Source organism: Streptomyces sp. NPDC053431 (assembly GCF_044544925.1).
Classification (GTDB): Bacteria; Actinomycetota; Actinomycetes; order Streptomycetales; family Streptomycetaceae; genus Streptomyces.
The window spans coordinates 174,444-195,769 of sequence record NZ_JBITXX010000003.1 but is presented as its reverse complement, the minus strand read 5'-3'; the positions used below and the strand labels follow the sequence as shown (position 1 = coordinate 195,769).

The window sequence follows — 21,326 nt, the reverse complement described above, 5'->3', positions numbered from 1 at the left end:
CCCCGGCTGCAGGTACGGATTTCGTATGAGCCATAATGCTTGTGAATGTGAACGCGTTCACAAGCGTGTCCTATACTTCCCTTATGGGTGGGACCAAAGGGGCAAACTGCGGACGTGACCACGCGATGTAAGGAGAAGACGCCGTGGACCTAGCTCTTGCGCCAGAGACGCTGGCGCGCTGGCAGTTCGGCATCACCACCGTCTACCACTTCCTCTTCGTCCCGCTGACGATCTCCCTCGCGGCCCTCACCGCCGGTCTCCAGACGGCCTGGGTGCGCACGGAGAAGGAGAAGTACCTCAGGGCGACGAAGTTCTGGGGCAAGCTCTTCCTGATCAACATCGCGATGGGTGTCGTCACCGGCATCGTGCAGGAGTTCCAGTTCGGCATGAACTGGTCCGACTACTCCCGCTTCGTCGGCGACATCTTCGGCGCGCCCCTCGCCTTCGAGGCGCTGATCGCGTTCTTCTTCGAGTCCACCTTCATCGGACTGTGGATCTTCGGCTGGGACAAGCTGCCGAAGCGGATCCACCTCGCCTGCATGTGGATGGTGTCGCTCGGCACCATCCTGTCCGCGTACTTCATCCTCGCGGCCAACTCCTGGATGCAGCACCCGGTCGGCTACAGGTACAACGCCCAGCGGGGACGGGCCGAGCTCACGGACTTCTGGCAGGTGCTCACCCAGAACACCGCGCTCACCCAGTTCTTCCACACCATGACCGCGGCCTTCCTGGTCGGCGGCGCCTTCATGGTCGGCATCTCGGCTTTCCACCTGGCCCGCAAGCGGCACGTCGCCGTGATGCGGACCTCGCTGCGGCTCGGCCTGATCACCCTGATCATCGCGGGCCTCGGCACCGCCGTCAGCGGCGACCTGCTCGGCAAGGTCATGTTCAAGCAGCAGCCCATGAAGATGGCCGCGGCGGAGGCGCTCTGGGACGGCGAAGCGCCCGCCCCCTTCTCCGTCTTCGCCTACGGCGACGTCGAGAAGGGCCACAACACCGTGGCCATAGAGATCCCCGGCCTGCTGTCCTTCCTCGCGAACGACGACTTCGACTCGTACGTGCCGGGCATCAACGACGTCAACAAGGCGGAGCAGGAGAAGTACGGCCCCGGTGACTACCGGCCGAACATCCCCGTCGCCTACTGGGGCTTCCGCTGGATGATCGGCTTCGGCATGGCCTCGCTGGGCATCGGAGTCCTGGGTCTGTGGCTGACGCGCAAGAAGTTCATGCTGGCCCCGGGGCTGCGGACCGGTGACGACGAGGTGCCGCATCTGGTCCTCTTCCGGAAGAAGGCGCTCAGCCCTCGCCTGGGCAAGTGGTACTGGATCGTCGCCCTGTGGACGATGGCCTTCCCGCTGATCGCCAACTCCTGGGGCTGGATCTTCACCGAGATGGGCCGCCAGCCGTGGGTCGTGTACGGCGTGCTGCGCACCCGCGACGCCGTCTCCCCCGGGGTCTCCCAGGGCGAGGTGCTCACCTCGATGATCGCCTTCACCCTTCTCTACGCCGTCCTCGCCGTGGTCGAGGTGAAGCTGCTCGTGAAGTACGTGAAGGCCGGCCCGCCCGAGCTCACCGAGGACGACCTCAATCCGCCCACCAAGATCGGCGGAGACCGCGACGCCGACCGGCCCATGGCCTTCTCGTACTGAGGCTGAGGAGATCGAGGCATGGAACTCCACGACGTCTGGTTCGTACTCATCGCCGTCCTGTGGATCGGCTACTTCTTCCTGGAGGGATTCGACTTCGGGGTCGGCGTCCTCACCAAGCTGCTCGCCCGTGACCGGCCAGAGAAGCGCGTGCTCATCAACACCATCGGACCCGTCTGGGACGGCAACGAGGTGTGGTTGCTCACGGCGGGCGGTGCGACCTTCGCCGCCTTCCCCGAGTGGTACGCGACGCTCTTCTCCGGCTTCTACCTGCCGCTGCTGATCATCCTGATCTGTCTGATCATCCGCGGTGTCGCCTTCGAGTACCGGGCGAAGCGGCCCGAGGAGAACTGGCAGCGCAACTGGGAGCAGGCCATCTTCTGGACCTCCCTCCTCCCCGCGTTCCTGTGGGGCGTGGCCTTCGGCAACATCGTCCACGGCGTGAAGATCGACGCGGACATGGAGTACGTCGGCACCGTGGGGGACCTGCTCAACCCGTACGCCCTGCTCGGCGGACTGGTCACGCTCACCCTCTTCACCTTCCACGGCACCGTGTTCGCGGCGCTCAAGACGGTCGGGGACATCCGTGAGCGGGCCCGCGCGCTCGCGGTCAAGCTCGGTCTCGTCACGGCGGTACTCGCCCTCGCCTTCCTCGTCTGGACCCAGGCGGACAAGGGCGACAGCTGGAGCCTGGCCGCGATGCTCGTCGCGGCCGTCTCCCTGGTCGGGGCGATCGGAGCGATCCGGATCGGACGCGAGGGCTGGTCGTTCGCGCTGTCGGGCCTCACCATCGCCGCCGCGGTGGCGATGCTGTTCCTGACGCTCTTCCCGAACGTCATGCCGTCTTCGCTCGACCCCGCGTGGAGCCTGACGGTCACCAACGCGTCGTCGAGCCCGTACACGCTCAAGATCATGACGTGGTGCGCGGCGATCGCGACCCCGCTGGTGCTGCTCTACCAGAGCTGGACCTACTGGGTGTTCCGTAAGCGGATCGGCACGCAGCACATCGCCGACCCGGCTCACTAGTCGCAGCTCGTCGCCGGGCTCACCAGCCGGCCCTCTGCCAGGGGAGCATGTTTCACGTGAAACCGATCGATCCGCGGCTCATGCGGTACGCCCAGGCCACCCGCTTCTTCCTCATGGCGGTGGTCGTCCTCGGCCTGGTCGGGGCGGCGCTGATCGTCGCCCAGGCCATGCTGATCGCCGAGGTCGTGGTGGGGGCCTTCCAGGAGGGCCGGTCGGTTTCCGGGCTGGTCACGCCCTTGCTGCTGCTCGCCGGAGTGGCGGCGGGGCGTGGGCTGGTCTCCTGGCTCACCGAGCTCGCCGCCCACCGGGCGAGCGCGGCGGTCAAGTCCGAACTGCGGGGCCGGCTCCTCGAGCGGGCCGCGCGGCTGGGGCCGGGGTGGCTCGGCGGGCAGAAGGCCGGCTCCCTGGCCGCGCTCGCGACCCGGGGCGTGGACGCCCTGGACGACTACTTCGCCCGCTATCTGCCCCAGCTGGGGCTCGCGGTCGTGGTGCCGGTGGCGGTGCTCGCCCGGATCGTCACCGAGGACTGGATCTCGGCCGCGGTCATCGTGCTGACGCTGCCGCTCATCCCGGTCTTCATGATCCTGATCGGCTGGTACACCCAGGCCCGGATGGACCGTCAGTGGAAGCTGCTGTCCCGGCTGTCGGGCCACTTCCTCGACGTCGTCGCCGGGCTTCCCACCCTCAAGGTCTTCAGCCGGGCCAAGGCCCAGGCCGAGAACATCCGGTCGATCACCGCCGAGTACCGGCGGGCGACCATGCGGACGCTGCGGATCGCCTTCCTCTCCTCCTTCGCCCTGGAGCTGCTCTCGACCCTCTCGGTCGCGCTGGTCGCGGTCGGCATCGGGATGCGGCTCGTCCACGGCAGCCTCGATCTCTACACGGGGCTCGTCATCCTGATCCTGGCGCCCGAGGCGTATCTGCCGCTGCGGCAGGTCGGCACGCAGTACCACGCGGCGGCGGAGGGGCTCGCCGCAGCCGAGGAGATCTTCGAGGTCCTGGAGACACCGCTGCCCGGCGACGGTACGGGACCGGTGCCCGCGTCGCTCCGCCTCGACCTCGACCGTGTGACGGTACGGCATCCCGGCCGCGCCGAACCCGCGCTGGACGCCGCCACGCTCACCGTGGAGCCCGGTGAGACGGTGGCCCTCGTCGGGCCGAGCGGCGTCGGCAAGTCGACCCTGCTCGACGTGGTGCTCGGCTTCGTGCGGCCGGAGGAGGGCGGCTCGGTCCGCGTCGGAGGGGTGGACCTCGCCTCGCTCGACCTGGAGCAGTGGCACTCGCGGATCGCCTGGGTGCCGCAGCGCCCCTACCTCTTCGCCGGCACGATCGCCGAGAACGTCCGCCTGGCCCGGCCCGACGCCTCCGACGAGGCGGTGCGGCAGGCCCTCCGGGACGCCGGCGCGGACGACTTCGTCTCCGAACTCCCCCACGGCGCCGCCACCCTCCTCGGTGAGGACGGCGCCGGTCTCTCCGCCGGCCAGCGCCAGCGGCTCGCCCTGGCCCGTGCCTTCCTGGCCGACCGCCCGCTGCTCCTCCTGGACGAGCCGACCGCCGCACTCGACGGCGAGACCGAGGCTGCGGTCGTCGCCGCCGTCCGGCGTCTCGCCGCCGGCCGTACGGTCCTGCTGGTGGTCCACCGCCCGGCGCTGCTGGCGGTCGCGGACCGGGTGGTACGGCTGGCGCCGGCCGGGAGCGTGGACGGGACCGCCGGCGCCGGCGCGCGGGCGGACGCCCTGGGCGGTCCGCACGTGGCCGGGTTGCTGCCCGACGGGACACCCCTGCCGGCGGCGTCCCCCGAGGCCACCGGGCCCGCCGGGTCGGCTGCCGAGGCGGTCGCGGGGCGCCGGGACACGGCCGTCGTGGAGCACGGCGGCACGGGTTTCGCGTCCGGCGGGGCTGCAGCGCCGTCGACGGGCGGCAGCGGGGCGGCGGGCGCAGACGGTGCGGGCCGTCTGGACGGCATGGGCGGCGCGGGCGGCACAGGCGCCACAGGCCGTGCGGGCGGATCGGGCGGTTCGGGCGGTTCGGGAACGCATGCCCGGGAACTCGCGCACGGCTCCGGTTCCGGCGGGTCCTCGTCGCGGGCCGTGTTCCGCCGCGTGCGCGGCATGGCCGGGGCGCTCAAGGCGCGGATGGGTCTCGCCCTGCTGCTCGGGAGCCTGGCGTCGGGGTCGGCCGTGGGGCTCATGGCCGTGTCCGGGTGGCTGATCTCGCGGGCGTCCGAACAGCCGCCCGTGCTCCATCTGATGGTCGCCGTCACGGCCACCCGCGCCTTCGGTATCGGCCGGGCCGTGTTCCGGTACGCCGAGCGGCTCGTCTCGCACGACGCCGTGCTGCGGATGCTCGCCGATCTGCGGGTCGCCGTCTACCGGCGTCTGGAGCGGATCGCGCCGGCCGGACTGCGCCGGACGCGGCGCGGCGACCTGCTCGCGCGGCTCGTCCAGGACGTCGACGCGCTTCAGGACTACTGGCTGCGCTGGCTGTTGCCGGCCGGGGCCGCGGTCGTCGTGGGCGCGGGGGCCGTGGGGTTCACCGCCTGGCTGCTGCCCGAGGCCGGTGCCGTACTCGCCGTGGGGCTGCTGCTCGCGGGGGTCGTCGTTCCGGCGGTCGGCGGCGCGCTCGCCCGGCGGGCCGAGCGGCAACTCGCCCCGGCGCGCGGCACGCTCACCACCACCGTCCTCGACCTGCTGCGCGGCTGTGCCGAACTCACCGTGGCCGGCGCGCTGAGGGGCCGCCTCGAGCGGGCCGCGGCGGCCGACCGTACGCTCACGGGCATCGCCTCCCGGCAGTCCGCCGCGGCCGCGCTCGGCGCCGGGCTCTCGGCGCTCGTCTGCGGTCTCACGGTCGTCGCCGCCGCCGTCGTGGGTGTGCAGGGCGTACAGGACGGGCGCCTGGACGGTGTCGCGCTCGCCGTCGTCGTGCTGACCCCGCTCGCCGCCTTCGAGGCCGTCACCGGGCTGCCGCTCGCCGTCCAGTACCGCCAGCGCGTCCGGCGCAGCGCCGAGCGGGTCCTCGACGTGCTCGACGCGCCCGTCCCCGTGCACGAGCCGGCCACGCCCGGCACTCCCCCGGCGAGCCCGTTCCCGCTGGAGCTCGCCGGGCTCTCGGCGCGGTACGCGGGTCAGGAGCGGCCCGCCCTCACGGACTTCGGGCTCACCCTCGAGGCCGGGCGCCGGGTCGCCGTGGTCGGCGCGTCCGGCTCCGGCAAGACGACCCTCGCACAGGTGCTGCTCCGCTTCCTGGACGCCGAGTCCGGCACGTACCGGCTCGGCGAGGTGCCGGCCGGAGAGCTCGACGGGGACGCCGTACGCCGCTTCGTCGGCCTCTGCGCGCAGGACGCCCACCTCTTCGACAGCACCCTCCGCGAGAACCTCCGCCTCGCCCGGACCGGCGCGGGCGACGACGAGCTGCGCGAGGCGCTGCGCCGCGCCCGGCTCCTGGACTGGGTGGACGGGCTCCCCGACGGCCTCGACACGCTCGTGGGGGAGCACGGCTCGCGGCTCTCGGGAGGCCAGCGCCAGCGCCTGGCGCTCGCCCGGGCGTTCCTCGCCGACTTCCCCGTCCTGGTCCTCGACGAACCGGCCGAGCACCTGGACCTGGCCACCGCGGACGCGCTCACCGACGACCTGCTGCGGGCCACCGAGGGCCGGACGACCGTCCTCATCACCCACCGGCTGCACGGCCTCGACGCCGTCGACGAGGTCGTGGTACTGGACCGGGGCCGGACCGTGCAGCGCGGCCCGTACGCGGAACTCGCCGCCGCCGAGGGGCCGCTGCGGCGGATGCTGGAGCAGGAGCGGGCGACCGATCTGCTGCTCACGAGCGAAGGGACGAGCACGGCCGCGAGCACAGAGGCGGTCACGGGTACGCGCGAGGACACGGGCCCGGGCGAGGACACGGGCCCGGGCGAGGACACGGGCCCGGGCGAGGACACGGGTAGCGGCGCACCGGGCGTCCAGCCGACTTTTCTCGCCAAATAGGACTTACTAGTCTCATCCCCATGACCGCCGCCGTGCCCGACGCCCCGGACCCGCTCGAAGCCGCGACCCAGGCCACGCGCAGCCTGCACGGCCTGTCCACCGAGCTGACCGCCCGCGTCCCGCAGCTCCTGGAGGCGATGCGCTCGGTCGGCACCGGCCTCGAACTGCACTCGACGCTCGACCGGATCTGCGAGACGGCGGCCGAGCTCGCCGACGCCCGCTACGCCACGATCGGCGTCGTGGACGACGAGGGCGAAGGTCTCTCCGACTTCGTCACCTTCGGCGTCGGCGACGACATCGCCCGCCGCATCGGGCGCCGGCCCGACGGGCACGCGGGGCTGCTCGGCGCCCTCATCCGCGAGCCGCAGACCATCCGGCTCGCGGATCTGGCGACGGATCCGCGTTCGGCGGGCTTCCCGCCCGGCCACCCCCCGATGCGCACCTTCCTCGGTGTGCCGATCCGGGTCCAGGGCGAGATCTTCGGCAATCTCTACCTCGCCGAGAAGCACGGCGGCGGCGAGTTCAACGACTACGACGTCCACATGGTCCGGGTGCTCGCCACCGAGGCCGGGATCGCCATCGGCAACGCCCGGCTGTACGAGGCCGCCCGGCAGCGCGAGCGGTGGATCGACGGGTCCGTCGCCGTCACCACCGCGCTGCTCTCCGGCGGCGACGCCGACGACGCGCTCACGGTCGTCGCCGAGCAGGCCCGCCGGCTCGCCGACGCCGCCGCGGGCATCGTGCTGCTGCCGGCCGAGGAGGGCGGTCTGGAGATCGTCGCCGTCTCCTCGTCCGGCCCCACCAAGTGGCTCGGGGTGGTGATCGGGCCGGAGAGCGCCGTGGTGGAGCAGCTGATGGACGGCGAGGCGGTGTTCCTCGCGGACGCCTCGTCCGACCCGCGGATGCTGAACCGGCTCTCCGCCCAGTACGGCCCCGCGATGCTGCTGCCGCTGCAGAGCGGCGGGCGGGTGCTCGGTGCGCTGGCCACCCCGCGGGCGCGCGGGGCGCGGCAGTTCACGGAGGCCGAGCGGACGCTGGGCACCCAGTTCGCCTCGCAGGCGGCACTGGCCCTGATCATGGCCGAGGCGCAGAGGGACCGGGAGCGGCTCGCGGTCTTCGAGGACCGCGACCGGATCGCCCGTGACCTGCACGACCTGGTCATCCAGCGGCTCTTCGCCACCGGGATGATGCTGGAGAGCGCGCAGCGGAAGTCGGTGGTGCCGGCCGTGCAGCAGGGCGTCGGCAAGGCCGTGGACGAGCTGGACGTGACCATCCAGGAGATCCGTACCGCGATCTTCGCGCTCCAGCAGGGCCCCGCCGAGGCCCCTTCCGGGCTGCGCACCCGCGTGCTGCGGGAGATCAACATGGCGGCGGTGCCGCTGGGCTTCAAGCCCGCGCACCGGTTCGTGGGGGCGATCGACGCGACGGTCGGCGACCTCACCGGCAAGAACCTGATCGCCGCCCTCAGGGAGGCGCTCTCGAACGCCTTCCGGCACGCCGAGGCGACCCGCATCGAGGTGGTCGTGGACGCCACCGTCGCCCTGCCGGACGGCCGCCAGGCCGTGCGGCTCTCGGTGGCGGACGACGGCATCGGGCTTCCCGAGGGCGGCCGGCGCAGCGGCCTGCGCAACCTCGCCCGCCGCGCCGAGTCGCTCGGCGGTGCCAGCTGGTGCGGCCCCGGGATCGGTGAGGACGGCGGCGGTACGACGGTGGTCTGGGAGGCCCCGCTCTAGGGGTGGCCCGCCGAGCTTGCCGGGTTCGCGCCGCCCCCGGTCCGGCCCGACGCCCCCTGGGCCCGGCCCGTCGGCCCGTGAGGTTCTGCCCGTCGGCCCGTGGTGCTCTGCCCCGTCGGGTGGATCGGGCCGGAGGCCCCTACGGCCGCGGCCGGCTCAGCCGCTGCGTACGGCCTCGGCGATCAGCTGCTCGATCACCACGGCCACACCGTCGTCGTTGTTGCCGACGGTGCGGCCGGAGGCGGCGGCGATCACGTCGGCGTGGGCGTTGCCCATCGCGTAGGAGCGGCCGGCCCAGCTGAGCATCTCGATGTCGTTGGGCATGTCGCCGAAGGCCGCGACCTCTTCGGGCGCGATGCCGCGCTCCGCGCAGCAGTGGGCCAGGGTGGAGGCCTTCGAGACGCCGAGGCCGCTGATCTCGATGAGGGCGGTGGGGCTGGAGCGGGTGAAGGAGGCCAGGTCGCCGGCGGCCGCGCGGGCGGTGGCGAGGAAGAGGTCCGGGTCGAGCTCGGGGTGCTGGGCGAGCAGCTTGAGCACGGGGGCCGCGGCGCCGGGGGTCTCCTCGAAGAGCAGCTTCTCGGCGGTGGCCACGGTGGCGCCCGGGTCCAGGAAGAAGGGCGGGTACTCCGGCTCGTAGTGGATGCCGGTGGTGAGCTCGACGGCGAAGCTGGTGCCGGGGGCGGCGGCGCGCAGCGCCCGGACGACCTCCAGGGCGACGGGCCGCTCCAGCGGGCGGACCTCCAGGAACGTTCCGCCCGCGTGCAGGTCGACGACGGCGGCGCCGTTGGCGCAGATCGCGAGACCGTGGCCGTGGACGTGGGCGCTGACGACGTCCATCCAGCGGGCCGGGCGGCCGGTGACGAAGAAGACCTCGATGCCGGCCCGCTCCGCGGCGGCGAGGGCCGCGACCGTCCGCTCGGAGACGGACTTGTCGTCCCGCAGCAGGGTGCCGTCGAGGTCGGTGGCGATCAGCCGGATGGCCGGGGCTTCGGGGCGCGCGGTGTGGGGTGAGGTCACCGCACCATTCTTCCGCACAATCTGCACGGGCGTGCGAGGGGGCGCACATCTGAGTAGCCCGATGTGGCCCCCTGGCGAGGCTTCCGCCCGACGGGTCGAGCCGGTGTCAGCCCAGCTGGGCGAGCGCCTCCGTGGCGATCTTCTCGAAGACGGCCTCGTCGGTGGCGAAGACGGAGTCGGGGATCGGCGAGTGGATCACGATCTCGGTGAAGCCCAGCTCCTGGTGGCGGCCGGCGAAGTCGACGAAGCCGTCCACGGAGCCGAGGATCGTGTTCTGCTCCGGGGTGAAGCCGGTGAGCAGGATCTTGTCCAGCTCGGCCATGTCCCGGCCGATCTCCGCGCAGGCCTTGTCGAGCTTCTCGATCTGGCCGGCGAGGGCCGCCACCGACTGCTCCGGGGTCCCGTCCTCGTAGAGCTTCGGGTCGCCGGTCGTCACCCAGGCCTGGCCGTGGCGCGCGGCCAGCTTGAGGCCGCGCGGGCCGGTCGCGGCGACCGCGAACGGCAGCCGGGGGCGCTGCACGCAGCCCGGGACGTTGCGGTACTCGTCCGCGGAGTAGAAGGTGCCCCGCTGGGTCACGGTGTCCTCGGTGAGCAGCCGGTCGAGCAGCGGCACGAACTCGGCGAACCGGTCGGCGCGCTCGCGGGGGGTCCAGGCCTCCTGGCCGAGGACGGTGGCGTCGAAGCCGTTGCCGCCCGCGCCGATGCCGAGGGTGACCCGGCCGCCGGAGATGTCGTCCAGCGACATGAGCTCCTTGGCGAGGGTCGCCGGGTGCCGGAAGTTCGGCGAGGTGACGAGGGTGCCGAGGCGCAGCCGCTCGGTCGCGGTGGCGGCGGCGGTGAGCGTGGGCAGGGCGCCGAACCAGGTGCGGTCGCGGAAGGAGCGCCAGGACAGGTGGTCGTAGGTGTAGCCGGCGTGGAAGCCCAGCTGCTCGGCCCGCTGCCACGCGGCACGCCCGCCCTCGTGCCAGCGGTCGACGGGAAGGATCACGGTGCTGAGGCGCAAGGTCATACCGACGAGCGTACGTGGGGCGTGGGGGGTGCCGTGGCCCCGCGGGTCACCGCACCTGGCGCGAGAGCCAGGGGGTGAGGGTGCCGCGGAGGACGAGTTCCTTGTACGTCTCGTCGCCGGGGAGGGGGACGATCAGCCACCAGCCGGGCGGGAAGAAGCGGCCCTTCACGTGGGCGAGGCCGCCGTGGACGGAGCGGACGAAGGCGGGGGCGGCGTCGCGGGGCACGTCCTCGAAGACGACGCCGTCGACGGTGATCTTCGCGTCGTCCTCGGGGAAGAGCTGGACGCTCACGGACGGGGTGCCGCCGAGTTCGACATAGGCCTCGTGGGGGAGGGAGCCGTCGGGGTCGAGGACGGCGAAGGCGCCGGCGGAGGTGCGGCGGGAGGTCCGGTCCGCGCCGATGTCGTCGGTGACCGTCATCTCCAGGTTGAACTCCTGGGCGACCGCGCGGATCGCCCTGACGGCCGCTTCGGTCGTGGGCAGGTGCGGGTGCTGGTGTCGTCCCATGGGGACGATCATGCCTCAGCCGGGATTCTGCCCGGAAGCGGGCAGGCGGTCAGCCGGGGAAGCGGATGAACTCCGGCGGTACGGCGTCGGTGAGCCAGACGCCGTTGGCGCTGACGTGGAAGACGTGGCCGGCGCGGTGCATGGCGCCGGCGTCCACGCTCAGCACGACGGGGCGGCCGCGGCGGGCCCCGACCCGGGTGGCGGTCTCGCGGTCGGGCGACAGGTGCACGTGGTGGCGGGCCATGGGGCGCAGCCCCTCGGCGCGGATGGCGGGAAGGCCGGCCGCGACCGTACCGTGGTAGAGGTACGCGGGCGGTTCGACGGCCGGCAGGTCGAGGTCCACCGGGACCGTGTGGCCCTGGCTGGCCCGGATACGGGTGCCCTCGATCGCGAAGCGCTGCTTGTCGTTGGCGGCGACCACGTGGTCGAGCTCGGCGCGGGTGATCGGGAAGCCGTGGGCGGCGGCGGCCGCGAGGAGCGCGTCGATCTCGGTCCAGCCGTGCGCGTCGAGCACGAGCCCGATGCGTTCGGGCTGGTGGCGCAGGTGCTTCGAGAGGTACTTCGACACCTTCACGGTGCGTTTCTCGTCATTCATGAATTCATTGAAGCCCCAGGTTTGATCCACAGCCAAGTAAGTTTATCCACAGGCTACTTGGCGACTCTGTGGACAACGAGCCCTTCTCGTCAGGTGACTTGACCGACTTGATTGATATGCGCGCCATTTGAGGCAAGTGCATCCAATGTCCTCGTCTGCACCTCTCGTTCGGCCGCCGCGGCGACGAACGCCGCCACGTTCTCCGGCCCAACGAGCCGCTCCACGGCCTGGATCGTCTCCGGCGGAAGCGCCACCGAACGCGGCTCCCGTTCCGACGGCGGAGGGGCGTCGGGCGACAGGTGGAACTGCAGATGGCGGGTGGCGAACAGGCGCATCGCCCGGGCGAGTTCGGCGTCCACCGTCTGCTGGGCGAGCGGCCGGAGCCGGCGCACCATGGTGGCCGCCTCGGTCGCGTCGGCGTCCGTCGGCGGCCGGTGCTCCAGATAGCGGGCGAAGACGTGCTCGGTGGTGAACTCCAGGAAACGGGAGGCGATGTGCTCGACCTGGCCGCGAAGTTCCCTCAGATGGCCGGTGATAGCGGCGAGCGGAACGCCCGCCCCGTACAACTCGGCGGCCACGGCCAGCTCTTGCGGGCTCGGTACGAGGTACTCCTCCGTCTCCCGGTCCGGGATGCGTTCCAGGACGCCGAGCTCGATCGCCTCCCGCACCGCCGCCTCGTCGGGCTCGCCGCCGAAGCGCGCGTCCAGCTCGGCCCGTGAGATCCGGTCGGCCTCCTCGTCCGTCCAGGGGCCGTCGACCTCGGCGACCAGACCCAGCACCCCGCCGAGCCCCCGCCCGGCGTCCCACGCCTCCAGGAGCTCCTTGATGGACGCCAGGGTGTAGCCGCGGTCCAGCAGGTCGGCGATCTGGCGCAGCCGGGCGAGATGCGTGTCCCCGTACACGTTCGACCGGCCGCGCCGCTCCGGTCGGGGCAGCAGGCCTCGGTCCTGGTAGGCGCGGATGGTCCGGACCGTGGCCCCGCTGTGATGGGCCAGATCCTCGATCCGGTACTCCGGCTGTGCTGACTGCTCGGACAAACCCGCTCCCACCGACCGCTCCCTCCACCCCGACGACCCAGGGCCCCTCCTGCGAGGGATCGTACGACCGAGGGATCGTACGGCCGCCCCGCTCCGGGGCCCCCGCGCGGATTCCCCTACGCCGGCGGCTGCCAGCGGGCCAGTGCCCGCAGCACGCCCGGGGCCAGCCGCGCCATCAGATGGGCGCCGCGGGCCTCCGGGGTCACCGGGACGACGGCCTGGTCGCGCAGCACCGCCCGCAGGATCGCGTCCGCGACCTTCTCCGGCGGGTAGTTGCGCAGCCCGTAGAGCCGCGAGGCCTTCTTCTGGCGCCGCTTCTCCTCGGCCTCGTCCGTGACGCCGGCGAACCGCGCGGTCGCCGTGATGTTGGTGTTCACGATGCCCGGACAGATCGCCGAGACGCCGATCCCCCGGTCCGCGAGCTCGGCCCGCAGGCACTCGCTCAGCATCAGCACCGCCGCCTTGGACGTGCTGTAGGCCGGCAGGGCGCGCGAGGGCTGGAAGGCCGCCGCGGACGCCGTGTTGACGATGTGGCCGCCCTGGCCGCGCTCGGCCATCTGCGCGCCGAAGACCCGGCAGCCGTGGATCACGCCCCACAGATTGACGTCGAGGACCCGCTGCCACTCCTCGCTCGTGGTCTCGAAGAAGGAGCCGGTCAGGCCGATCCCCGCGTTGTTGACCAGCACGTCGACCACGCCGTACTCGCCCGCCACCCTCGCGGCCAGCTTCTCCATGGCCTGCTCGTCGGAGACGTCGACGGTCTCGCCCCAGGCCTCCGGCGCCCCGATGAGCCGGGACATCTCGGCCGTACGGGCCGCGCCCTCGGCGTCCCGGTCGACCGCGATCACCCGGGCGCCGGCCTCCGCGAACGCGAAGGCGGTCGCCCGGCCGATGCCGCTGGCCGCGCCGGTCACCAGGACGAGCTGGCCGCCGAAGCGCTCCGCGTACTCCGGGCGCACCCCGCTCCGCGCCGCCGTCCTCGGCGCCCTGGTCGCCGGGTCCTCGTGCGTCTCGACGAACGCGGTGATCCAGGAGGTCAGTTGGTCGGGCCGGGTGCGCGGCACCCAGTGCTTGGCCGGCAGCGTCCGGCGGGTGAGGTCCGGCACCCAGTCGGCCAGGTCGTCGTAGAGCCGCTCGGAGAGGAAGGCGTCGCCGGTCGGCGTGATCAGCTGCACGGGCGCGTGCGCGAAGGCGTCGGCCCGCGGCCGGGAGAGCCGGGCCCGCACGTTGTCCCGGTAGAGCCACGCTCCGTGCGCGGCGTCGCCGGGCAGGGAGGCCGTGGGGTAGTCGCCGGAGGGGACCCGCTCGACCCGCTCCAGGATCTTCGGCCAGCGCTTGCCGAGCGGCCCGCGCCAGGCGAGCTCCGGCAGCACCGGGGCGTGCAGCATGTACACGTACCAGGACTTGGCGCCCTGGCCGAGGAGCTGGCCGATCCTGCGCGGGGTGGGCCGGGCCATCCGGCTCTTGATCCAGTGCCCGAAGTGGTCGAGGGACGGTCCGGACATCGAGGTGAAGGAGGCGATCCGGCCCTCGGTGCGGGGGACCGTGACGAACTCCCAGGACTGCACCGATCCCCAGTCGTGGCCGACCAGGTGCACCGGCCGGTCCGGGCTGACCGCGTCCGCGACCGCCAGGAAGTCGTCGGTCAGCTTCTCCAGGGTGAAGCCGCCGCGCAGCGGGGTCGGTGCCGTCGACCGGCCGTGCCCCCGGACGTCGTACAGCACCACGTGGAACCGCTCGGCGAGCCGCGGCGCGACCTCCGACCAGACCTCCTTGGAGTCCGGATAGCCGTGCACGAGCAGCACCGTCGGCCGGCTCTCGTCGCCCAGTTCGGCCACGCACAGCTCTATGCCGCCGGTACGGACCCAGCGCTCCCGCGCCCCGTCGAGTCCCGTCTTCCCCGCCATCAGGCCGCCGTCCCTTCCTCGTTCCAGCGCCGCACGTGCGGCAGGTCGTCGTCCAGCCAGAACGCGCTCTGCTCGGGGTCCCTGGAGTCGGTGACGACCAGGATCTCCTCGAACTTCGCGCCGGTGCCCCGGAATCCGAGGTGCGGCTCGACCGCCCACAGGCCGGGCCTGGGCGGGTGGTCGGAGAACCGGTACGGCGACCACAGCGGCGACCAGCCGTCCCGGTGGCCGTGCAGGGCGTCGCTCGCCAGGCCCTTGAGGGACTGGGTGCCGAAGCCGAACAGCGTGGGCGCCCAGCGGCGCTCCTTCACCCGGTCGATCTTGTGGGCGATGACGCCGAACGGATAGGCCCGGTGCCGGTTCGCGTAGCCCTGGCGGACCATGAGCCGGTCCACGTCCTCGTAGATCTCCCGCAGCGTGCGGCGCTCGCGCACCTCGCGCAGGATCAGCTCGCGGTGCTCCCGGAGGTCGGCGAGCAGCTTGTCGTGGACGGGGTCGAGGCCCAGGCAGCCCGAGTAGCCGATGTCCGCCGTGTAGCCCCGGTGGACCGGGGCCATGTCCAGGATGAAGGGCATCCCGGGCTCGAGCCGCCGGTTCGTCGGGAAGAACTGGAGCGGGATCCTGAAGTCGACGAAGGCCGTGCGGTCCCCGAACCAGGCGAAGGGCCGGTGGAACCAGTCCCTCACCCCGCGCTCGTACAGCCACTCCCGCTGCATCCGGGCCGCCTCGCGCTCGGTCACGCCCGGCTTGAGCTGCGCCGCGACCGCCTCCGCGCAGGCGTACGCGAGCCGCTGCACCTCCCTGAACCCGCGCAGCTCAGCGGTGAGTTCGCGCGTCACCGCCGCGTCCGCGGCCGTACCTGCCGATGCCATGCCACCCCGCCCGTCCTGTGTGAGCGTCCGGATGCGCTACGCGTCCGTAACTTGACATCGATGAATGTGACAATGCCCGGCGGCTGCGTCAAGGGGTGTGCACAGGCCTGTGGAAAACGAGACCTTGGTCGCGGCTCCCCTACGGGCGTGTACGCCTGGAGTCGGACACGGTCCGAGCCGTTGGACTGACGCCCGCCGTGACGCACGCCACTACTGTCGAAGACGTGACTGTGATCGCCACCGAAAGCCTCAGCAAGCGGTTCCCCCGGGTGACCGCTCTCGACCGGCTCTCCCTGGACATCGGGCCCGGTGTGACCGGACTGGTGGGTGCCAACGGAGCCGGCAAGTCCACGATGATCAAGATCCTGCTCGGTCTGTCCCCGGCCACGGAGGGCCGCGCCGAGGTCCTCGGACTCGACGTCGCCACCTCCGGCGCCCAGATCCGCGAGCGCGTCGGCTACATGCCGGAGCACGACTGCCTGCCGCCCGACGTGTCGGCGACGGAGTTCGTCGTGCACATGGCGCGCATGTCCGGGCTGCCCGCGACCGCCGCCCGCGAGCGGACCGCCGACACCCTGCGCCACGTCGGCCTGTACGAGGAGCGCTACCGCCCCATGGGCGGCTACTCGACCGGCATGAAGCAGCGCGTGAAGCTGGCCCAGGCCCTCGTCCACGACCCGCAGCTGGTGCTGCTCGACGAGCCGACCAACGGCCTCGACCCGGTCGGCCGCGACGACATGCTCGGCCTGATCCGGCGGGTGTGGACGGACTTCGGCATCTCGGTCCTCGTCACCTCGCACCTGCTCGGCGAGCTGGAGCGCACCTGCGACCACGTCGTCGTCATCGACGGCGGCAGGCTGCTCCGCTCCAGCTCCACCAGCGACTTCACGCGCAGCACCACGACCCTCGCGGTCGAGGTCACGGACTCCGACGCCCACCCCGACGGCACGGAGACGCTGCGCGCCGCCCTCACCGCCGCGGGAGTCACCCTCCACGCGGGCGTGGAGGAGGGGCTGCCGGGCGCCGGTCACATCCTGCTCCTGGAGGCCACCGGCGAGGACACCTACGACCTCGTCCGGGACACCGTCGCCGGCCTCGGCCTCGGCCTCGTCCGCATGGAGCAGCGCCGCCACCACATCGCCGAGGTGTTCACGCCGCAGGCCGAGCAGCAGGAGGAGGTGCCGGTGCGATGAGCTCCCAGGCCCCCGACACCGCGCGGACCCCCGAGACCACGCAGATCCACAACATCGGCTACCGCGGCTACGACGGCCCGCGCCTCGGCCGCGCCGCGGCCCGCCGGGCGCTGTTCTCGCAGTCGCTGCGCGGCGCGTACGGTCTCGGCCGCAGCGCCAGGTCGAAGGTGCTGCCGATGCTGCTCTTCGCGGTGATGTGCGTGCCCGCGCTGATCATCGTCGCGGTCGCGGTCGTCACCAAGTCGTCGAAGCTGGCGATCGAGTACACCCAGTACGCGATCTTCCTTCAGATGGTGATCGCCATCTTCGTGGCCGCGCAGGCCCCGCAGTCGGTCTCCCGCGACCTCAGGTTCCGCACCGTGCCCCTCTACTTCGCCCGCCCGATCGAGCGCGTGGACTACGTGCTCGCCAAGTTCGGGGCGATGGCCTCCGCGATGTTCATCCTCACCGCGTCCCCGCTGCTGATCCTCTTCATCGGTTCGCTGCTCGCCAAGATGGACTTCGCCGAGCAGGCGGAGATGCTCGGCCAGGGTCTCGCCTCCGTGACGCTGCTCTCGCTGCTCTTCGGCGGCATCGGACTCGTCATGGCGGCCCTCACCCCGCGCCGCGGCTTCGGCGTCGCCGCCGTCATCGCCACCCTGGTGATCTCCTACGGAGCGGTCTCCACCCTCCAGGGCATCGCCTACGGCACCGACAACGTCGGCGCGGTCAAGTGGATCGGCCTGTTCTCGCCGATCACCCTCATCGGCGGAGTGCAGGACGCCTTCCTCGGCGCGCCCACCGCCGCCCCCGGCGGGGAGGCCGCGGCGCCCGGCGCCGGGGTCGGCGTGGTCTATCTGCTGGTCGTCCTCGCGCTCATCGCCGGTTCGTACGGCGTGCTGATGCGCCGCTACCGAAAGGTCGGGCTGTGACCTCGATCCACATCGACCACGCCTCGCGCTGGTTCGGCAACGTGGTGGCCGTCAACGACGTCACCATGACCATCGGCCCCGGCGTCACCGGCCTGCTCGGTCCCAACGGAGCCGGGAAGTCCACCCTCATCAACATGATGGGCGGCTTCCTCGACCCCTCCACCGGCACCGTCACCCTCGACGGCGAGACGATCTGGCGCAACGAGTCCGTCTACCGGCAGATCGGCATCGTCCCCGAGCGGGAGGCGATGTACGACTTCCTCACCGGCCGCGAATTCGTCGTCGCCAACGCGGAGTTGCAGGGCCTCGGCGACAAGGAGGCGCAACGGGCCCTCGCCACGGTCGAGATGGAGTACGCCCAGGACCGCAAGATCGCCACGTACAGCAAGGGCATGCGGCAGCGCGTGAAGATGGCCTCGGCCCTCGTCCACGAGCCGTCGGTGCTGCTGCTCGACGAGCCGTTCAACGGCATGGACCCGCGCCAGCGCATGCAGTTGATGGACCTGCTGCGCCGGATGGGCGCCGAGGGGCGCACGGTCCTGTTCTCCTCGCACATCCTGGAGGAGGTCGAGCAGCTCGCCTCGCACATCGAGGTGATCGTGGCCGGACGGCACGCCGCCTCCGGAGACTTCCGCCGCATCCGCCGGCTGATGACCGACCGCCCCCACCGCTATCTCGTCCGGTCCAGCGACGACCGGGCCCTCGCGGCCGCGCTGATCGCGGATCCGTCCACGGCCGGCATCGAGGTCGACCACACGGAAGGCGCCCTGCGCATCCAGGCCGTGGACTTCGGCCGGTTCACCGAACTGCTGCCCAAGGTGGCCAGGGAGCGCGGCATCCGGCTCCTGACGGTCTCGCCCTCCGACGAGTCCCTCGAATCCGTCTTCTCGTATCTCGTAGCGGCCTGAAAGGAGCCCGACCGATGTACAACCCCACCGTCGCCCGGCTCACCTACCGGGCCCTCCTCGGCCGCAAGCGGGCCCTGATCCTCTTCGCGCTGCCCGCGATGCTGATCCTGATCGCCGCCGCCGTGCGCATGTTCAGGGGTGCCGACGACCAGGCCGCCGCCACCGTCCTCGGCGGCTTCGCGCTGGCCACGATGGTGCCACTGATCGGCGTGATCGCCGGCACCGGCGCGATCGGCCCGGAGATCGACGACGGCTCGATCGTCTACCTCCTGGCCAAGCCGGTGAAGCGCACGACGATCATCGTCACCAAACTGTTCGTCGCCGTCGCCGTGACCATGGTCTTCTCGGCCGTGCCCACGCTGATCGCCGGCTTCATCCTCAACGGCAACGGGCAGCAGGTCGCCGTCGCCTACACCGTGGCGGCCCTGGTGGCCTCCATCGCGTACAGCGCGCTGTTCCTGCTCCTCGGCACGGTCAGCCGGCACGCCGTCGTGATCGGCCTGGTCTACGCCCTGGTGTGGGAGTCCCTGTTCGGCTCTTTGATCGCGGGCGCCCGCACCCTCAGCGTCCAGCAGTGGGCGCTCGCCCTCGCCGAGAAGGTCACCGGCGACAGCCTCATCAGTTCCGAGGTGGCCCTGCCGACGGCCGTGGTGCTGCTGGTCGCGGTGACCGTCGGGGCGACCTGGTTCGCGGGCCGCAAGCTACGCGGCATGACCCTGGCGGGCGAGGAGTAGCCGGGCGGCCGCCGGCACCGGAGCCGTACGGGACTCAGACCGTACGGCTCCGGGCCGCGAGCAGACCCACGGCGAGCGCGGCCGCGCACACGCCGAGCACGGCGAGGATCGGCGCGGTCCAGGAGCCCGTCGCCTGGTGCAGGGCGCCGGCGGCCAGCGGGCCCACGGCGGCCATCAGATAGCCCACGGTCTGGGCCATGCCCGAGAGCCGGGCCGCGGTCCCCGCGTCGCCCGAGCGCAGCACGATCAGGGTGAGCGCCAGGCCCACCGCCCCGCCCTGACCGACGCCGAGCAGCGCCGACCACAGCCACGCGCCCTGCACCGGAGCGCCCATCAGGCCCGTGTAGCCCGCCGCCACCAGCGTCGTCACCAGGACGATCAGCGGCCGCTGGCTCCGCATCCGGCCCGCCAGCAGCGGCACGGCGAAGGCGCCCACCACCTGCAGCAGGTTGTTGAAGGCGAAGACCACACCGGCCGTCGAACGGCTCATCCCGTGGTCCGTGAAGATCGTCGGCATCCAGGCGATCAGGACGTACGTCCACAGCGACTGCAGCCCCATGAACAGCGTCACCTGCCAGGCGAGCGGCGACCGCCACACCGACCGGGCGGGCCTCCCGGGATCCGCGGCCCGCACCTGGTGCCCGGTGCGGCCCCCGGCGATCAGCACCTGCGGCAGCCAGGCGAGGGCCGCCACCACCGCGAGCAGCGACCAGAAGCCGAGCGAGGCCTGCCAGCCGCCCAGCGCCCGTTCGAGCGGCACCGAGGAGGCGGCGACGAGCGTGGCGCCCGCGATCATGGCGCCGGTGTAGACGGAGGTCATGGACGCGGCCCGGTCCGGGAAGTCCCGCTTGATCAGACCCGGCATCAGCACGTTCAGGAGCGCGATCGCCGTGCCGACCAGCACCCCGCCGCAGTAGAGGGCGGCCGCCGACGGCAGCACCCGCACCAGGATGCCCGCACCGAGCAGCAGCAGCGCCCCGAACAGCACCCGCTCCGCCCCGAGGCGCCGGCCGAGCCAGGGCGCCACGAGCGCGCCGAGCCCCAGGAAGAGCACCGGCACCGAGGTCACGAGGGAGCTCGCCGCCGAGGACAGTCCGTACGTCTCCGCCAGCTCGCCCACCAGCGGCGCCACGCTCGCGAGGGCGGCGCGCATGTTGAGCGAGGCGAGCACGATGCCGACCAGGAGCAGCACCGGGTGCGCGAGCAGCGCCCGCCGTGCGGCCCCGCCCGCGACGGTCGCGCGGCCACCGGCCTCCGAGTCGACCGGAAGCCTCCCTTCCGGCCGCCTCCGTTCCGGCCGATGCGCTCCGGGCAGCCGGCCTCCGGTCAGCCGGCCTCCGGACAGTCCGGAGCCACCCAGTCCGGTCGCTCCCGCGTCGGTCGCTCCCGCGTCGGTCGCTCCCGCGTCGGTCACCCCCGCGTCGGTCACCCCCGCGTCCGTCACCTTCGCCTCCCGCGTCACCGCGCCTCACCCTTCCGCTCCTCCGCGAGCGCCGCGAGCGTCTCCATCGGCACCCGCAGCAGCTCCCGGGCCCCCGCTTCCGCCGCCTCGGCGTCGCCCTGCTCGACGGCCACGACGACGGCCTCGTGCAGGTCGATGTCGACCGGCGGCATCTCCCGGTCGCCGAGCGCGTCCACCAGGACCTCGTGCACCTGCGTGGAGAAGAAGCGGTACACCTCGCGGAAGGCCGCGTTGTGGGTGGCCTCGACGACCGCGAGGTGGAAGGCCAGGTCGGCGTCCGCGTCGCGGTCGCCCTCCTCGCGCAGGGTGGCGAGCGCCGCCCGCAGCCGCAGCAGGTCGTGGGTGTCCCGCCGTACCGCGGCGAGCCGGGCCGCCTCGGCCTCCAGCGCGGCGCGCAGCTCCAGGACGTCCCGGGCGCCCGCGTGCCGCACGCCCTGGAGGACGGCCGCCGGGTCGGCGGTGGAGCGCACGAAGGTGCCGTTGCCCTGACGGGACTCCAGGAGCCCGGAGTGCACCAGGACCCGGACGGCCTCACGGACGGTGTTGCGGCCGACGCCGAGCTGCTGGGCGAGCTCGTGCTCGGTGGGGATGCGGTCGCCGACCGCCCACTCGCCGTCGGCGAGTTGGGACCGCAGCTGCTCCACCACGGAGTCCACCAGCGACGTCCGTCCCGCGGTCTTCAGTGCCATCGCCTACCCCTATTCGCCCGGTTGCCCAGTCATCCTACAAGTGACCTCCCTCGCCTCCCCGGCCGGGCCGCAGGGACCGGACTACTGTGGGCTCGT

17 protein-coding genes are annotated in these 21,326 nt (G+C 72.5%); 8 read left to right on the top strand and 9 right to left on the bottom strand.

Translation table 11 applies throughout. The annotated features are described in order from the left end of the window. Nucleotides 1-143 precede the first annotated feature (143 nt). Genes ACIGXE_RS10335 through ACIGXE_RS10320 form a run of 4 tightly spaced genes read left to right on the top strand, consistent with a single transcriptional unit; the run spans nt 144 to nt 8,388 of the window. A complete protein-coding gene (locus ACIGXE_RS10335; RefSeq protein ID WP_399745515.1) occupies nt 144-1,649 on the top strand; it encodes a cytochrome ubiquinol oxidase subunit I in 1,506 nt (501 codons plus the stop codon). Nucleotides 1,650-1,667: 18 nt separating this feature from the next. Continuing rightward, nucleotides 1,668-2,672: a cytochrome d ubiquinol oxidase subunit II gene (gene cydB / locus ACIGXE_RS10330; protein ID WP_399745513.1), complete on the top strand. Its 1,005-nt coding sequence runs from the start codon at nt 1,668-1,670 to the stop codon at nt 2,670-2,672. Between the two features lie 47 nt (nt 2,673-2,719). Then, nucleotides 2,720-6,655 carry a thiol reductant ABC exporter subunit CydD gene (gene cydD, locus ACIGXE_RS10325; RefSeq protein ID WP_399745511.1) on the top strand — a complete coding sequence of 1,312 codons (3,936 nt, stop codon included), beginning with the start codon at nt 2,720-2,722 and terminating at the stop codon, nt 6,653-6,655. Nucleotides 6,656-6,675: 20 nt separating this feature from the next. After that, nucleotides 6,676-8,388: a GAF domain-containing sensor histidine kinase gene (locus tag ACIGXE_RS10320; RefSeq protein WP_399745509.1), complete on the top strand. Its 1,713-nt coding sequence runs from the start codon at nt 6,676-6,678 to the stop codon at nt 8,386-8,388. Nucleotides 8,389-8,544: 156 nt separating this feature from the next. Here ACIGXE_RS10320 and ACIGXE_RS10315 read toward each other — a convergent pair whose 3' ends face one another. From ACIGXE_RS10315 to ACIGXE_RS10285, 7 genes are all read right to left on the bottom strand, one after another. Further along, nucleotides 8,545-9,405: a Cof-type HAD-IIB family hydrolase gene (locus tag ACIGXE_RS10315; RefSeq protein WP_399745507.1), complete on the bottom strand. Its 861-nt coding sequence runs from the start codon at nt 9,403-9,405 to the stop codon at nt 8,545-8,547. Between the two features lie 106 nt (nt 9,406-9,511). After that, nucleotides 9,512-10,414, bottom strand: coding sequence for an LLM class flavin-dependent oxidoreductase (locus ACIGXE_RS10310; protein ID WP_399745505.1), 903 nt, complete (start codon nt 10,412-10,414; stop codon nt 9,512-9,514). Between the two features lie 46 nt (nt 10,415-10,460). Further along, nucleotides 10,461-10,922, bottom strand: coding sequence for a hypothetical protein (locus tag ACIGXE_RS10305; RefSeq protein WP_399745503.1), 462 nt, complete (start codon nt 10,920-10,922; stop codon nt 10,461-10,463). 49 nt (nt 10,923-10,971) lie between these two features. Next, nucleotides 10,972-11,517, bottom strand: a complete 546-nt coding sequence (locus ACIGXE_RS10300; protein ID WP_399745501.1) for an RNA 2'-phosphotransferase — start codon at nt 11,515-11,517, stop codon at nt 10,972-10,974. Nucleotides 11,518-11,606: 89 nt separating this feature from the next. After that, nucleotides 11,607-12,554, bottom strand: a complete 948-nt coding sequence (locus ACIGXE_RS10295; RefSeq protein WP_399745499.1) for a MerR family transcriptional regulator — start codon at nt 12,552-12,554, stop codon at nt 11,607-11,609. Between the two features lie 116 nt (nt 12,555-12,670). Next, complete coding sequence (locus tag ACIGXE_RS10290; RefSeq protein ID WP_399745497.1) at nt 12,671-14,461, bottom strand: SDR family oxidoreductase; 1,791 nt, start codon at nt 14,459-14,461, stop codon at nt 12,671-12,673. Beyond that, on the bottom strand, nt 14,461-15,333 hold the full coding sequence (locus ACIGXE_RS10285; RefSeq protein ID WP_399745495.1) for a M24 family metallopeptidase: 873 nt from the start codon (nt 15,331-15,333) through the stop codon (nt 14,461-14,463). The genes ACIGXE_RS10290 and ACIGXE_RS10285 overlap by 1 nt, the downstream gene beginning before the upstream one ends. Nucleotides 15,334-15,563: 230 nt before the next feature. On the opposite strand from ACIGXE_RS10285, the gene ACIGXE_RS10280 reads away from it, so the two are divergent. From ACIGXE_RS10280 to ACIGXE_RS10265, 4 genes are read left to right on the top strand one after another with little or no spacing between them, the layout of a single operon-like run. Then, complete coding sequence (locus ACIGXE_RS10280) at nt 15,564-16,526, top strand: ABC transporter ATP-binding protein (RefSeq protein ID WP_399746328.1); 963 nt, start codon at nt 15,564-15,566, stop codon at nt 16,524-16,526. Beyond that, nucleotides 16,523-17,437 (top strand): ABC transporter permease, encoded by a 915-nt coding sequence (locus ACIGXE_RS10275; RefSeq protein WP_399745493.1) that lies wholly within the window; start codon nt 16,523-16,525, stop codon nt 17,435-17,437. The genes ACIGXE_RS10280 and ACIGXE_RS10275 overlap by 4 nt, the downstream gene beginning before the upstream one ends. Further along, entirely contained in the window at nt 17,434-18,345 is a 912-nt protein-coding gene (locus tag ACIGXE_RS10270; protein WP_399745491.1) for an ABC transporter ATP-binding protein, read from the top strand. Before ACIGXE_RS10275 ends, ACIGXE_RS10270 begins: the two co-directional genes overlap by 4 nt. A gap of 14 nt (nt 18,346-18,359) precedes the next feature. Continuing rightward, nucleotides 18,360-19,079 carry an ABC transporter permease gene (locus ACIGXE_RS10265; RefSeq protein ID WP_399745489.1) on the top strand — a complete coding sequence of 240 codons (720 nt, stop codon included), beginning with the start codon at nt 18,360-18,362 and terminating at the stop codon, nt 19,077-19,079. A 34-nt stretch (nt 19,080-19,113) separates the two neighbouring features. Here ACIGXE_RS10265 and ACIGXE_RS10260 read toward each other — a convergent pair whose 3' ends face one another. Together ACIGXE_RS10260 and ACIGXE_RS10255 are read right to left on the bottom strand one after the other, a co-directional pair. Beyond that, entirely contained in the window at nt 19,114-20,394 is a 1,281-nt protein-coding gene (locus ACIGXE_RS10260) for a CynX/NimT family MFS transporter (protein WP_399746326.1), read from the bottom strand. 143 nt (nt 20,395-20,537) lie between these two features. Next, nucleotides 20,538-21,230 carry a FadR/GntR family transcriptional regulator gene (locus ACIGXE_RS10255; RefSeq protein WP_399745487.1) on the bottom strand — a complete coding sequence of 231 codons (693 nt, stop codon included), beginning with the start codon at nt 21,228-21,230 and terminating at the stop codon, nt 20,538-20,540. Nucleotides 21,231-21,326 lie beyond the last annotated feature (96 nt).